The sequence below is a fragment of the Pseudoalteromonas sp. APC 3893 genome (assembly GCF_030408095.1).
In the GTDB taxonomy this organism is placed as follows: domain Bacteria; phylum Pseudomonadota; class Gammaproteobacteria; order Enterobacterales; family Alteromonadaceae; genus Pseudoalteromonas.
On sequence record NZ_JASDCD010000029.1, the window covers coordinates 24239 to 39548 of the forward strand.

12 protein-coding genes and 2 pseudogenes are annotated in these 15310 nt (G+C 39.3%); 6 read left to right on the top strand and 8 right to left on the bottom strand.

All coding sequences use genetic code 11. From position 1 onward, the window contains the following. The first annotated feature begins 58 nt into the window (after positions 1 to 58). Entirely contained in the window at positions 59 to 1249 is a 1191-nt protein-coding gene (locus tag QMA12_RS19985; protein WP_290211220.1) for an alpha/beta hydrolase-fold protein, read from the top strand. A gap of 138 nt (positions 1250 to 1387) precedes the next feature. Continuing rightward, positions 1388 to 2686 carry a DEAD/DEAH box helicase gene (locus tag QMA12_RS19990; RefSeq protein ID WP_290211221.1) on the top strand — a complete coding sequence of 433 codons (1299 nt, stop codon included), beginning with the start codon at positions 1388 to 1390 and terminating at the stop codon, positions 2684 to 2686. A gap of 77 nt (positions 2687 to 2763) precedes the next feature. Here QMA12_RS19990 and QMA12_RS19995 read toward each other — a convergent pair whose 3' ends face one another. From QMA12_RS19995 to QMA12_RS20030, 8 genes are all read right to left on the bottom strand, one after another. Beyond that, on the bottom strand, positions 2764 to 5169 hold the full coding sequence (locus tag QMA12_RS19995) for a tetratricopeptide repeat protein (RefSeq protein WP_290211222.1): 2406 nt from the start codon (positions 5167 to 5169) through the stop codon (positions 2764 to 2766). Continuing rightward, positions 5156 to 6316: an ATP-binding protein gene (locus tag QMA12_RS20000; RefSeq protein ID WP_290211223.1), complete on the bottom strand. Its 1161-nt coding sequence runs from the start codon at positions 6314 to 6316 to the stop codon at positions 5156 to 5158. Before QMA12_RS20000 ends, QMA12_RS19995 begins: the two co-directional genes overlap by 14 nt. 228 nt (positions 6317 to 6544) lie before the next feature. Further along, complete coding sequence (locus tag QMA12_RS20005; protein WP_290211224.1) at positions 6545 to 7369, bottom strand: hypothetical protein; 825 nt, start codon at positions 7367 to 7369, stop codon at positions 6545 to 6547. Further along, positions 7362 to 8048, bottom strand: a complete 687-nt coding sequence (locus QMA12_RS20010; RefSeq protein ID WP_290211225.1) for an iron-containing redox enzyme family protein — start codon at positions 8046 to 8048, stop codon at positions 7362 to 7364. Before QMA12_RS20010 ends, QMA12_RS20005 begins: the two co-directional genes overlap by 8 nt. 1 nt (position 8049) lies before the next feature. Next, positions 8050 to 9159 (bottom strand): beta-ketoacyl-ACP synthase III, encoded by a 1110-nt coding sequence (locus QMA12_RS20015; protein WP_290211226.1) that lies wholly within the window; start codon positions 9157 to 9159, stop codon positions 8050 to 8052. Continuing rightward, positions 9156 to 9719: a diguanylate cyclase gene (locus tag QMA12_RS20020; protein ID WP_290211227.1), complete on the bottom strand. Its 564-nt coding sequence runs from the start codon at positions 9717 to 9719 to the stop codon at positions 9156 to 9158. The genes QMA12_RS20015 and QMA12_RS20020 overlap by 4 nt, the downstream gene beginning before the upstream one ends. Before the next feature lie 181 nt (positions 9720 to 9900). Beyond that, a complete protein-coding gene (locus QMA12_RS20025; RefSeq protein ID WP_290211228.1) occupies positions 9901 to 11307 on the bottom strand; it encodes a 5-methyltetrahydrofolate--homocysteine methyltransferase in 1407 nt (468 codons plus the stop codon). A 33-nt stretch (positions 11308 to 11340) separates the two neighbouring features. Then, complete coding sequence (locus QMA12_RS20030; protein WP_290211229.1) at positions 11341 to 13752, bottom strand: TonB-dependent receptor; 2412 nt, start codon at positions 13750 to 13752, stop codon at positions 11341 to 11343. A 93-nt stretch (positions 13753 to 13845) separates the two neighbouring features. On the opposite strand from QMA12_RS20030, the gene QMA12_RS20035 reads away from it, so the two are divergent. The 4 genes and pseudogenes from QMA12_RS20035 to QMA12_RS20050 all read left to right on the top strand — a co-directional run. After that, positions 13846 to 14358, top strand: coding sequence for a DUF2796 domain-containing protein (locus QMA12_RS20035; protein ID WP_290211230.1), 513 nt, complete (start codon positions 13846 to 13848; stop codon positions 14356 to 14358). After that, the gene (locus QMA12_RS20040) at positions 14355 to 14831 is read left to right on the top strand and encodes a Fur family transcriptional regulator (protein WP_290211231.1); all 477 of its coding nucleotides are present in this window, start codon (positions 14355 to 14357) and stop codon (positions 14829 to 14831) included. The genes QMA12_RS20035 and QMA12_RS20040 overlap by 4 nt, the downstream gene beginning before the upstream one ends. Positions 14832 to 14842: 11 nt before the next feature. Further along, positions 14843 to 15109, top strand: a pseudogene (locus QMA12_RS20045) (MerC domain-containing protein); the annotation flags it as partial. Positions 15110 to 15197: 88 nt separating this feature from the next. Next, a pseudogene (locus QMA12_RS20050) lies at positions 15198 to 15310 on the top strand (ISAs1 family transposase); the annotation flags it as partial.

Here is a 15310-nt window from a genome sequence, read left to right on the forward strand (position 1 = left end):
TTTTTGTGCCTGAAACTCTGTTAACTTAAGTAACTCATTATTCTCTAAGGGATTAGTTATGCGTTTATTTACAGCTCTCTGCTTTGCTAGTTTTTATATTTTTAGTTCTCAAAGTGCCTTGGCACAACCTAACACCAAACAACAAACCGTAGATTATTCTCAGCACACACATACATTTAAATCGACTGTTTTAAATGAAGAACGCAGCGTTGTCGTTCAATTACCTAAAAGCTACCAAACTAACCCCGATAAAGTTTACCCTGTGATATATCGCCTAGATGGCGCGGGTAATATACCGCTTGCCAGTGCTGTTATTGAGCGTTTACAAAATGATAATCGTGCACCTGAAGTTATTATTGTCGCTATTGAAAACACTAGCCGACTTAGAGATATGTATCCTACCGTGAATAAAGAGCCACAGGGCCCAGTTGGTGAAGGGGGCGGTGCTGCAAAGTTTTTAGCGTTCTTTGAGCAAGAGCTCATTCCTTTAGTAAATAAGAATTATCGTACGCATGACTATAAGGTTATTGCTGGTGCCTCTGCGGGTGGTGTATTTTCGTTATATGCGTTGCAGGCAAAGCCTGAGTTATTCCAAGCACATATTGCGTATAGCCCTGCGGTTTGGTGGAACTATGGCGCATCGGTAAAAAATACAAAGTCGTTTTTAGCTAAAAGCAAAGACCTTAACAATTACGTTTATATAAATATCGGCGAAGAAGCTGGCATCATGCGTGAAAGGTACGATGACTTACAACAATCATTGCAATCGAATAAGTTGGCATATTTGCGTTTCTTTAGTGATGCATTTGCAGGTGTGTCGCATAACCTTACGTCTGTAGCAGGTGTATTTAGTGCTTATCACAATTTGTTTTTACCTAAGCAAATGCCCATAAGTGCTTTAACTGACGATGTAGCCTCTATTGATGCTTATTATCAAAACTTATCTCAGCAATGGGGCGAGCAGATATCTCCACCAGACCGTGCTGTTAGATCACTCGGTTATAACCTAACGGGCAGCAAGCAGTTTACCCGTGCTATTGAGGTGTTTAAGTACAATTTAAAAAACCACCCAAAATCAGTCGATGCGCTTTCAGCTTTATCTTATGGCTATGAAATGCAGGGTGATACTCGCCAAGCACTTGAACAGATGGAGTCTGCATTAGCCATTGCAGATGACTCATATCCTTATATAAACTACTTAAAAGAAACAAAAGCTAGGTTACAGGTAGAGCTAGATAAGCGTAACTAGGGTTTTTAGTTACTGTTAAATAAAAATGACGCGCAAGCGTCTTGTAGCTAAATATTATTTAAATCACTAACCTCTACTTAATAGTTGCTAAATACGCTAAAATTACAGGCTATTTTTAGTAATGAGCCCGCACCTTTTATGACCTCAGCCGCAAATCCTAGTAATTTTAACGAGCTTGGCCTAATTCCTGAGCTATTAGCTCGTTTAACCGAGCTGGAATATACCCAGCCTACGCCAATTCAAGCTAAAGCAATTCCAAGTATCTTGGCGGGCAGTGACTTAATTGCAGGGGCGAATACCGGCTCGGGTAAAACGGCCACGTTTGCATTACCTATGCTACAAACGCTGTTTTTAGCGCAAGGTGCTAATAAAGCGCCGAGCAAAGGTAACTTTGTTTCAGGGCTTATTCTAGTGCCTACGCGAGAGCTGGCAACGCAGGTGGCTGATAGCGTTAAATCATACTCAGCGAACTTTAATGGCGCGATTAAAGCAGTAGCGGTGTTTGGTGGTGTGTCGGTTAATACCCAAATGCAGGCTCTTCGCGGTGGCGCTGATATTATCGTGGCAACCCCTGGGCGCTTGCTCGATTTAATATCAAGCAATGCCATTAAGCTCGATAAAGTTTCAACTTTAGTGCTTGATGAAGCTGACCGCATGTTGAGCCTTGGCTTTACTGAAGAGCTGGCTGAGCTGTTAGCATTAATGCCTGCTAAAAAGCAAACCATGTTGTTCTCGGCAACCTTCCCAGAGCAAGTTAAGCTATTAACGCAAAAGCTGTTAAACGACCCTGTTGAAATACAACTACAAAGCAAAGACGAAAGCACTTTAGTGCAGCGTGTATTTACCGTAAATAAGGGTGAAAAAACTACAGTTTTAGCGCATTTAATTAAGGCTCATCAATGGCGTCAGGCGCTTATTTTTGTCAACGCCAAAAAAGACTGTGAGCATTTAGCGGGCAAACTTGAAAAGCGCGGTGTTAATGCACAAGTGTTCCATGGCGATAAAGGTCAAAGTGAACGTACTCGAGTAATCGAAAAATTTAAAAATGGCGAAATTGAAGTACTGATTGCTACAGACATTGCCGCCCGTGGTTTAGATATTGAAAAGCTACCAGTAGTAATTAACTTTAACTTACCGCGTAGCCCTGCTGATTACATGCACCGTATTGGCCGAAGTGGCCGTGCCGGTGAAGTAGGTTTAGCATTATCACTAATAGATTATGAAGACTTCCATCACTTTAAAATCATTGAGAAGAAAAACAAACTTCGTTTAGAGCGCGAAGAGGTAACAGGTTTTGCTGTAAATCAAGCCAACCTTGATGCCGCACAGGCGCTTAAAAACGAAAAGCCAATGGCCAAGCCTGAAGGTACTGGTAAGAAAAAGAAGAAAAAAGCCAACCAAGAAGATGACGTATGGAGCGGCTGGCGCCGGAAATAAAACTATTTTATGGCGATAGGAAACAAAAAAGACGCGATGGCGTCTTTTTTGTTAAGCTTATAAAACTTAGATAACGCTTAACTCAGTGCGTACTTTTTCTCAAATTCGGCCACTTGCTGCAAAACCTCATCAACACTTTCTTGTAATTCACCGCCCATTTTAGTGAGCTCATGGGGAAAATCATCTTGCATTAAGGTCATCAAGGCATACCAAACAGGTTTACACTTATCTTTTAAGGCGTGTTCAGGCAGTTCTAATAGCTCTTTTGTTTTATACAGCTGCTTTTTGGCCATAAGCAAGGTTAAGTAAAGCGTAATGTCATAATCACTGTGCTCTCCATCCATATCTAGCCATTTTAAAAACACCTCATGGCTTTGTGGTAGATTTTCCCCCCAAAGTAAAATGGTTGCATAAGTATGCGCATTATAAAAATTAGGGCATAGTTCATACCCACATTTTATAAGCGTTAGTGCTTCATTTAAATTACAGTTTTGTTCAAAATAAAACCAGGCCAACTGATTTTCAGCACCCTCTACTTTTGCGCTAATGGCTTTTAAATAGTAATTTTCAGCTTTATCAATTTGGCCTTGCTGTTTATACATACGACCTAAAAAAGATAATGCTATGTTGCCTCCAAATTCAATCGCTTTTAAGTAGTAATATTCGGCCGGCTTGAACTTATTTTGTTCGTTGTATAAATGGCCCAAATTTAATAGGGCTGGGTAATCATCAAATTCACTGGCTTGAAGAAAGTAGCTTTCAGCTTTTTCTATTCTTCCCTGCTGCTTATAGAGAAGACCTAAAGAAAATAAGGCAAATGGCTCATCATTTTTAGCAGCTACTAAGTAATATTCCTCTGCTTTATCAAGCTTTTCTTCTTGTTGATAAAGCAAGCCTAGACCAAATGCAGCATGGTCAGCACCACGTTCAATAGCTTGTAAGTAATAATATTCGGCTTCATTAAAGTTCCCATTGTTTGCATACAAATACCCTGTGAAAAATAAAATTTCAGCGCTATTTTTTTGCGATTTTATGAGTAGTTTAATAGCTTCATCGGTCTTTTTTTCATTATATAGTTGTTGCGCTTTTTTAATAATTTCTTTGTCTGACGCTGAAAGGTCATTAACTAAACTAGAGTTTTTTGAAGTTAAATAGGCTTTGGTGCTTTCTTTCATTTCATGCTCGGTGTGTATATCTAAACCGGCGTAGCTGAGTGCTTCACACATGTGATAAACGTACGACTCATGAATTTTACCGCCGCGAATAGCGCTCATAAAACCTTTGGCTCTACGTTCAAGATCTTCTGGGCTGCACCACGAGGTTAAAAAGTTAACTAACCACTCGACTTTTTGGCGATCTTTTTTACGGCCAAAACGCATTAAATACCAAATATTAAAAAACCGTTCTTCAATTTTATAAATCTTATTTTTACCGATGGAAATAGATTCTACGATGCCGTATTTAGTTTCTAATTGCTTAAGCTGGGCAGATACGGTTTTACTTTCTAAGCGGGTTTTTTTTGCAATATCTTTAGTGCTGATGCCGTCCCAGTTCATTGCTATGGTGTGCGTTATATCTTGTAACGTTTCAGGTAGGTCGTCCATGCGGTGTTTATATAAAGGGGTAGCATCATCGAGTATTTTTAATAAGTCATCAAAGGCATTACCGCCATCATCAACAAAAATATCAAATAGCATCACCATTGTTCTTGGTACGCCGCCGGTTAAGCGGCGTAAAGTTTCGATGCGCTCGGGGGTGTTTTTAATAATATAGGCTATTTTTTTCTTTTGCTGCTCATCGCCCATGCTGGCAAGAAAATCAAAACACTCTTGTTTGTTTAAGCCGATAAGTTTAATAATTTTAAAAAATTCGTAAAACGGTTTTCCGTAATCAAAATGCTGCTCGAGCATTTTAGTTGAACCGCCAATGATTTTGAGAGTTGGCGATGTGAGGAGTATTTCTCTGAGTCTGCGTTGCTCTTTTTCTTTTAATTTGCCTAGTAGCTCGTCAATGTTGTCTATCAGCAGTAATAGCTTTTTATTTTTCGCTTTTACTGCTTTTTCTAAGTGTGAAAAGCTTTTTAGTTCGTAATCAGTATCGTCAAAATGGCTTTCCATATCATCATGTATTGTAGCAAAGTCATCTTCAGCTGTGCATTGTAAGTAATCAGCAACTTCTTCCCATAAGCGGCTAAGCGAACGAATTTGATATTGTTCTTCTGAGAATTTTATCGGGATCAAAAGGTCAGCTAGCGTTTGCTCTGCTTGTACTGCGAGTTTTATTTTTCTTAACAGGGTTGTTTTGCCCTGACCTCGCTGGCCGACAATTATAAAGTGTTGGCTAGGAACTGTGTAATCACTGTTTTTTATGTCATCAAAAATGTCGTCAAAATCATGATTACGCACAACAAACTTAGCTAAAAATTCTTTTTCATCAATTTCATCAGGCGTGTACTTATAGCGTGAGTAATTAGTTTGCGACATTTTTGTTCCACCACATTCTTAAGATTGGAGAGTTAAATTGATAGGTTTTATTGTTGTCGTTATTGTTAATATAGCCATCGTATATCAATGAGTGCAGGCAATCTTTTGCTTCACTGTCGTCTAAGTTATGTTTACTGGCTATATTCAGGATATCGAGCAAGTTAGTCTCTTTTTGGTTCGAAATATCATTCAGTACTTCTTTACTAAATAAATACTCATTGTTACCTAATGCGGTTTTGAGTTTACTTTGCCAGCTCTCAAAGTGATTACGGTTATCTAATGCATTATGAATTGCTTGGTCAATAACAGTTTGGTCAAGTTTTTGCCCTCTTCGGCATATTTTTTTAATTTCTTGCGTAATGAGTTGGATATAAAACGGGATCAGCCAGTGTATGGTTGTAAGTAAATAATCAATATCTGCTTGATTGATTTTAATCTTTGCACTTTGAAACAGTTCGATAGTAAACTGCTCTGCTTCGGCAGGGGTTAAAGGTGGGACCTTTATATTATTTAAATCGTTAATATGTTTAATTGCGTCAATTTTGGACACTACGCTTTCTAAACCTATTGAGCCTGCATAGATAAAGGTCACTTTTTGTGAAAACTTTTGATCTTGCCTTAATTCTCTATGGGCTTTTAGTAAGCTAATAGCGTTTTTAGGCTCTTCGTACTTTATTATGTTTTCAATGGTTTGCGCAAACTCATCAATCATAATAATGAGCTTTTTATCATGATCTAAATCTTTTATTAGTCGATAAAAAGCTTGTTTGTGATTTAGCTTATCGCCATCACCAAACTCAACGCCATCCATCGTTATAGATTTAACATTGATATTTCTAATTTGATCCATGAAGTTTTTAGCTTTTGTTTTTAGGCTGGCAATAAAGTCTTCTTCCATTAGTGCATTAAAAACCTTTGACCAAAATTCTGCCTCTGAATCAGCAGACTCTGTATCAATATAAATAGGGATATAATTTGCTTTAGGCTCATCAACTATTTTATACATTATTGATGTTTTACCTACACGGCGAGGGGCGCAAAGAAGAATATGACTACCGTTGTCTATTGCTTCCCATATGTCTGCAAGTTCATAGGGTCTATCCCAAAAGTTCGTACTTCTCGCAGCCTGACCAACAATGATATTCATAACACACCTCGTGACAAATTATATTTTGTCAGAGTAGTTGGCAAATTATTTTTTGTCAAACTTAATGGCAAATTATAATTTGTCATCTTAAATTCAAGTGAAGCTATTTTAAATTAAATATTTTGGCTCTAGCCCAAAAGGTTAGCGGTTAAACACGCGTGAGGTTTAATAATAAAGGTACGTTTAAAAAGCTTCTACTGCGGCAATCAAGCTATCAACACTATGTGTTCAAGCCATTTGTTGTTGTCTTATGGCTTCCAATTTGGCGTACATGTGCTCGGTAAAAAAGCCGTGCATTAAAAATCGTTGTCCTAAGTTCCATGGGCCCACTAAGTAATGTGGATATTTATTATACGCATACTCAGTTAATGAGTTATCGTTTGTTATTTTTCCTATTCTAATTGCTATGCTGTGATCGAGGTTAAAGCCATTAATAGCATCACGGTATTCGTCGCGCTTTAAAAGTAAGCAGAATAAGCACATAAACAAAGCATGGGCTGTTTCAAAATCAATTACTTGTGTTGCTTTGTGTTCTATGAAAAAGTCTTTCATATTAATTGGTTGCCAACTATGCCAATGATATTCAGTAGACTCATTAATATTTGATTGAATATTACCTAGTTGCGCAAATGATTCAAACAATTCTTGGTCGTGATCAACAAAGCTATTTTCTAGCATGTCGTCTATTATTTTCGGGTATAAGTTAACTCTATAGCTATGACTTGTGTTTTCTGAAAGGAAATTTAAAATATTTGATTCTGTAGCAAAGTGCCTCAAAATAAGTAAGTTAGCTTCTGGCGAAACAAAATTCTTACAAAACCAACAGATTGTTTTTTGTAAAAAGGAGTGAGCGCTAAATTGTGGTAATGGTAGTCTTTTTAAAAACCAAATGATATGAAGTAGAATCGCAAATAAAAATTGCAAAATAGGTCTTAGCGTCCAACGAAAACTATTTTCTAAATCTTTGTGCCATAGCGTCAAGGCTTCTTGCTCTATAGGTATAGAGTCATCAGCCTTGATTGCTCTTAGGTAAGCACTTTTATGATTATTCATAATTATCGACTTCTTCAAGTTGTAGACAATATAGGCGTCCTACTACTCTCGCTGTTTTAACGATTGATGCTACGTTATCTTTAGATGACGCGACGCGATCAATTAGTTGATAAAGTTCTTTTAGATGATCTTCATCGTTTTTACCGTGATACTCTAAAAACCGCGTGATATTTATAGATGGTTGCAAGTGTTCTTTAATGAGCTTAGCCCACTTGATTGACATTTTGTTTCCTAGTCCTTCAATGATCCACATAGCGCCGATGAGTGCGACAGGATTCGGTTTGCTTGCACTGTACATTAGGTAGCCGTGAAGAGCCTCTGAGCCAACGTTTCGCTCGGCAGTTTGTATGTCTGCTAGCTCACCTCCGGCTGCTTGATAGTCTTTTTCCAACATTAAGTAATCGCGATGTTCTTCATGAGCATGATGAATTACGCTAGAGCGAATATCACTGTGATTACGGTCGAAACTTGATGCACTGCGGCTGATCCATCTTGAGCCTTCAATGACTTGTTGGCGCATATTGAGTAATAAATGACAGTAATCTTGCTGACTTAGTCTGCCTGTTTCTAATCGCTTTACGATTGGCACTTTTGATAAGTTGCGGTCAAAATCAAGCCATACTTGTAGTAATTCTTGTAGGCATTTTTTACCAAGTTCGGTTTGAATGTGATGTTCCATGTTATTTCTCTACCGTTAGCAGCATATAAGCGCAGTTAAATCGTCCTGACTCGGGAACCATGCATAAAATAGTATCGCCTGAGTTTAAAGTATGAGTCTTTATAAATTCATCAAGCATAATAAATAATGAAGCACAGCCGGTATTACCTCGTTCATATAGGTTTGTATACCATTTTTCTTCAGGGATGAAAGTACCTGCTTGTGCTAGCATTTCAAAAATTTTTCCTTTGAAGTAGTGTGATGAAAAGTGGCAAAGCACATGATCGATTTTATCAACACTGACATCGCCAGTGCTGATGAGCTTTAAGAATCCGTTCACGCCAACTGCCACAATGTTATCTAATAATCTGACGTCCTGTCTGAGCAGTAATGCTCCTGATTTTTCAGCTTCAGCGTAAGTCGGATAGTCTTGCCAGGTTTTTATTTCGTCATTCTTGCTTTTGCCTAATGACATACAGGTATCGTAAACGTCAGCGTGAGAAAAACTTTTTATCCATTCGATTTTTAAACTTGTAGTATTAGATCTAGGGGTATTTTCAAGCAGTAAAGCACCGGCGCCATCTGATAACATCCAGCGTAAGAACTCAGCATTAAAATCAATGCTGTCATCTTCAATAGCTTCATAACGCGAGTGTTTGAATAGTCGAGAAGCAAGCTCGCTTGCTACTACTAATGCGTTATCACTTAACTCTGCTTTGATATTAGCGAACGCGTATTTGAGTGCCATCATGCTGCTAGAGCAGATACCATGACTTGTATTTATTTCTACTTCAGGAATATCGAGTTCGGCTTGCAACATGCTACTGAAGCCTGGTAAAACCATATCACCTTGGCTAGTGGCGGTACTTAAAAGTTTGATTTTTCTACTTGGTAGAAAACTGTTTTCAATACAGTTTAAAGCTGCTTTTTTTGCTAAATTGCAGTTGCTCTCAACGGTTTGTTGTTCTGTGTTTATGGCGTAGTGACGTGTTTTTATACCGTTAGACTTTAAAATCTTATTTTTTAGACGACTAGGTTTGTTATTAATTAAACCTAATACAGCTTCAATTTCGTCATTATTGATAGGATTTCCTGGTAAATAGCGACCAGTACTATTTATGTAGACGTTCAAACTTTTCTTCCTTTAAAGTAAGCAAAAATACAACGGAGGTTTTCTTCCATGTAGGGGAGAATACATACAATCGCCATAAATGTTAAATAAGCAGGTAAGTAGCTTGATGTGCCGTAAGGGTTGTCGAGTATTTTAAAGGTCATTTCTCCATTTAGATCAAAGGTAATTAGTTTTAAAAAATGATCCCAATTAATAACAACGATGCTCGACAGCATATATAAAGGTAATGAGCCCAAATAAGTGTGGGCATGCATTTCCCAAATAGAGATTTCTCTTCTTGGAGAGGCATAAGCTACATCCATATGAGCAACTAACTCATGTAAAATCCATGTAATAATACAAATAAGTAAAATGAGTGCATTTACATCAAATATAAGACAAAGCACGATGGGAAGACCCATCTGGAGGCCCATCACCGAGTGCATAAACGTTTCTTTGATACCTGAAGTGCTTTCGATGTTTGTGGCTCTATGGCAACACCAGTCTACAAACCCGGCTATCCCCCAAAGCGGTAAGAAAAAGTAAAGTAATGCGTTTATGAGTAATAAGGATGTATCCATTCACAAGTGTTCCTTTTTTCATAAATAGTATGGTTTTAGGGTGTTTTAGTCAAAGGATTAGTTATCATTGATGTTCTGGATCTGGTGATGAAGTTTTGCAAATACCAGCCATTAAAAAAGGTTGGCGCTTGGGGCCAACCTTTTTGGTGCTAACTTATCGAGTAACTCGGTAATGTACAGGTTAGTGTGCGTGGTCGTGTTCTTCTTCCTCTTCTGCAATACCTAACCAAGTAATAGCAGCTGGTGGGAATGTAAGTTCTAGTTCACCTTCAATCTCTAAATCCTCTAGGTGTACTTGTACTACATGTTGAGCTATTGGGTCGGCTACATAAGCAAACTGACCATTTTGTGCCACTGTCATACTAAAGCTCATGCCTTCAGGCATAGTTGCAACGTCTGCTTCAGTGATATCAACTTGGCCTGCTAGCTCCCAGTGGGTGTGGTCGTCGTGTGCATGCGCTTCAAGCACGTTTAAAAAGCCTAGGCTGTCTAATACTAAAAAGTGCTCGCCATTTGCTGAGAAAGAGTAAGATACAGCACTTGCGCCATCGGCTAGTTGCCATTCGAATTCTTCCATTTCAGCATTTGCTGGGTCGATGCTTACAATTACCGCAGGGCCGCCACCGTGGCCAGATGCAACCCCAATAAAGGTTTCGCTGTCTTCATGGCCGTATATAGAACCAATACGTAAGTCGCCAACGGCATCAATATTTGCTACTTTTTCTGCGTGGTACTCGTCATCGTGTTGGTGAGCTAAAAGTATGCCGTCGCTACAACCAAATGCTACATAGTCGTGGTTTTGTGCAGCACCGTGTAAATCAGGGCAGGTAAGTTCTAAAGTTTGCTCAAGTTCGTATTCACCATCATGGAAATGATAAACACCTACTTGATCGGGCAAAACTTTAGCAGCAGATGTACTTTGGGCATCATCACGACGAATGGTTGATAGTAAATGCTCGCCACGCGGCTGGGCAACACCATGCATATTTATATTGTAACTAATACTAGGTAGGGTATCAGTTGCGCTTGTGATGTCGTTATCGGTTAATACTTCAACAGATGCAACGGTGCCTGAATCAGCATCACCATCATAAAATATGGCTAATTTACCATCGTGTTTAACTAGATGCGTAGGGCGACTGCCATTGGTTAGTTCATAGTTGCTAAATGCTGGAGCTTGTTTGTAATCGTGTTGATGATCACCGTGATCTTCACTCCATAAACCACCGTCGATAAAACTTAGGTAGTCTTGCGCGCGGCTAGCAATCACGGCATAACGAAAATCAGGTGATGACGATAGCGTGTTTGAATCATTTGTAAGGGTAAATGTATCCAAAAGTTCATTATCGTCTAAATCAAAGAAGCTTGCGGTGTTGCTATCGCCAGCAAGTACCACAAGTCTACCTAATGAGTCGATTGCATACTCGTCACCGTGGTCGTGATCGTCACCATCACCGTGATCATGCCCATCATCTGGCACTTCTATCGGATCTTTTTCAACGATATTGGTTTCTGCATCGCTACAAGCGGTGATTAGTGTGCTGCTTATTGCCAGTGCAATCAGTTTTAATTTAAATAGTTTAGTCATGTTAATTTCCTTAATTTATAATTTTTTTAGCGCTTAAAAGTAACCGCGAATACCGAGTGCGAAACTACGACCTGGACGTGGTGCTATATTCTTTAAAAATGAGCTATGCACACGTGCTTCGGTGTCTGTTAGATTAGTGCCGCGTAGATATAGAGAGACATCTTGATTTAACACTGATAAGTCATAAGAAATACTGGCATCAAGCATGGTGTAACCATCGGTGGCGGTTTCTTCAGGTGCGGTACGGTCTTGTTCTTGATAGCGAGTCACGTGTAGGTGTGCGCTCAGCTTTTCTGTTTGATAGCTAAATTCAGTACCGAAGCGAAGTGGTGGTGTGCGCGGTAAATCGCCGCCGTCTTTAAGGCGTGCACGAACGTAATCTGAGAATAAATCTACCTTAAACTCATCGGTTAACTGCCATGCCACTTGTGCTTCAAAACCATGTAAAATGACGTCATCAGTTTTGAATAAGTAAACAGGTAATTCAGACGAATGGTCGTGTGCGTGATCATGATCATGACCGTCTTCATCACCATGGCTATGGCCGCTTTCAGCGTATAGGCCAGTGTCTATTTGGTAGTAATAGTTGTCTACTTGGTTGTAGAAAGCATTAAAAATAAAGCCGATATCACCTTCGGTCTTACGGAAGGTTAAATCAATATTATTCGCTGTTTCGAGATCTATTGTTTGCTCAGACAAGCCAAAATGACCGTCTTCATCAACATCAAATAGCGCTCCGACTTCATAAGTACCAGTACCGATGTGAGCACCGAATGATAACAATTCAGAAGCAGAAGGAGCACGTTCTGAACGTGATACAGATAAACCTAAGTTATAGCCGGGTGTAAAGTCCCATACTACGCCTGCAGATAAACTAACTGGTGTAAACTCATGCTCTACGTCAAATACGCGAGTGATTGCAGCACTTTCTTCATGGTCGTGATCATGATCGTCATGCCCACCTTCTGCATCATGTGTATGTGCATCAATGTTTGGTAGTAGTACGTTATCTGCATCAATAGTTACACGTTCAACACGACCACCTAGTTGCACTAAAAAGTCGCCAAAGTGTCTTTCTTCCATTAATGCTACGGCAAAACTTTGCGTATCTGATGGTGGTGTGAATGCCTCAGAGCCTTGTGCTTCAACATCACTTTGTTTGTAATGAAAACTTAAACCGCCATTCCACTCATTAAATGGGTTATGCATTAAGTCTACGCGTAACTCATTTGTTTCATTTTTGAATGTGGTGCCCACTAGGCCATGTTCAATTTCAGCATGGTCGTAATCGGTGTGGCCAATCCGAAGGTTTATTTTATTAAGCCACTCATTATCTAAGTTGTATTCGCCTAATAATTGCACTTTAGTTTGCTCTAAATCTGCATACACGTTTTCTTCTTCGCTGTGCTCTTCATCACCACCATGGGTATGGCCTGGGATACCGTATTGGCGATTAAATTGCTCAATAGCAATACCTACAAACCCTTTATCCATTAAATAGCTTGCACCTACAGTGAAGCCATCAGATTCTTCGCTGCTGTTTTCAACTGTATAATCACCATGATGTTCTTCATGCTCATCGTGTGCTAACTCAGCAGCGACGGGGATTTCATAGTCATCAGCTTCACGCCAAAATGCATCGGCATAAAATGCGAATGAATCAGTACCTGTGGTGGCATTAAACGAAGCCACTTTTTGATTATCAACAGAGTTATGCTCTAGGTTCCACTCGCCGCGCGTTGTGCTATCTGTTGGCACACGGTTATCAACGACATTAACAACACCGCCAATTGCGCCGCTGCCATAAAATAATGTTGCAGGACCACGTAATACTTCGATTTGCTGCGCAGTTGACGCTTCTGATGCGACTGAGTGATCAGGACCTACACGTGAAACGTCACTTACATCAAGGCCATTTTGAGTGATCAATACGCGAGGGCCACTTAAGCCTCGAATAATAGGCGTACTAGCTACTTTGCCGTGAAAGTTAGTATTAACACCAGGTAGTTTTTCTAGGCTATCACCAAGTGTTGCAGCTTGTTGGCGTCTTAATTGTTCACCAGATAGCACACTGACAGGAGACGCTGATTCCATTGCAGACATATGAATAGGCGTTGCTTCAATGTCAATAACTTCGATCGGAGAACGTTTTAAATTAAATGTAATTGACTGGTTTTCATCGCCACTTACTGTGATGTCGCGATGAAGGTGAGCGTACCCAGGTGCAACAACATGAAGTTCTTTTAAGCCATCTTTTAAATTTACGATGACAAATTTACCATTTTCGTCGGTGGCGACTTTTACGTCTGAGCCTTCAACTTCTACCGTTGCGTTAGCAACAACTTTACCTTGGTTGTTGAGTACTGTGCCTTCAATAGAATTTGCAAGCACACTTGCAGGTAATAAAGCTGCTATCAAAACAGCTAATTGAGATCTTCGTTTCATTTGACTACCTTGTTGGATGTTATACTATATCAATTGTGCTTGAAATGTTATACTGTATCAAGTGAAAATTAACTATTGTGTAGAGATTTTTAAGTGGGTCTTATAAAAAACCGTTATTTACAGTTCATGCTGCTGGTAATTTTATTAATGCCTTTTTTTGCTGCAAGTCATGAGCATCAACATGTTCATGGTCAAGGTCAGTTATTAATAGTGCAGCAAAAGCAACACTGGCATTTACAATTCACTTTGCCAGCAGCGGATGTGCTTGGTTTTGAACACTCCCCTGAAACACCTGAACAAATACAGCGAGTAGCTGCGCTTCATAAGCGGTTGGCAGTTATAGAACAAGTTGTAAAGTTTGATAATGCATGTGTTATGGAGCAAAACGAGTCAACGTTGCCTGACGCGCACGATGATGCTCATGCTCATCAAGATATTAAGGTCGAATATAGGCTGTTATGTGAGTCACCCACCAAGAAAATAACACTAACGATTTTTGACTGGGCAAGCTCATTACAACAAATAGAAGTTCAATGGAATCATGATATGGGGCAAGGAATGGCAAAAATCGAGCCAAATACACCTGAGTTAGTGTGGTTAGAGTGAACCAACAACAACTTAAAAAGGCAATTCGCTTTGCAGATGTAAAGTGTGCGACTTCAGGCGGGAAACTCACAGAAAAACGCCAGCGAGTTTTAGAAATATTACTAAAAGCAAAAAAACCTTTATCTGCTTATGAGCTGACAGATCAATTCAATAAGGTAATGGATGCGCCTATTTTGGCGATGTCTGTTTATCGAATTTTAGACTTTCTTGAGTCGGTAGATTTAGTACACCGATTAAAGTCAGAGAATAAATTTATGGCATGCAGTCATGCAAATGACGGATGCCAGCATCAGCTATCTATGTTTTTGATTTGCAGCTCATGTAACAAAGTCATAGAGATGAATGATGTGAATGACAAAGTAAAAGCCTTGTTCGAACAGGTGGAATTTACCGGTTTCACTCCGAGCAAGTCACAGTTAGAAATTACGGGTTTATGTTGCCAATGCAAACCAAAGCCGCCTAAAACCAATTAGAGGAAACTAGAATGAAATCAACACAAAGTGTAATGGATAAGTTTGCTATCGGGCTTTCAATGATGTGCACAATCCACTGTTTTGCAACTCCTATTTTGCTGACGCTATTACCTAGTCTTGCAGCCTTACAACTAGATAACGAACAGTTTCATTTTTGGATTTTAGCGGCCGTTATACCTACCAGCGTACTTGCATTGAGTTTGGGTTGTAAAAAGCATAAACGTTTTCGTTATATGGTTTCAGGATTCGTAGGCGTTATTTTAATGGTACTCGCAGTGACTGCTGGTGAGGCAGGGCAGGATCATACTTTGTAAACATTCATAATTTATGATCTAATACTATAAATTTCATTACTTTATATTTCTTATGTCCTTATTCTCCCATTTAGAACTTGTAAAAGATAACCGCTCAACTATCAACCAGCATCATAACCTTGTCGATGTACTTTTCCTTATTATTAGTGCTGTAACATCTGGATG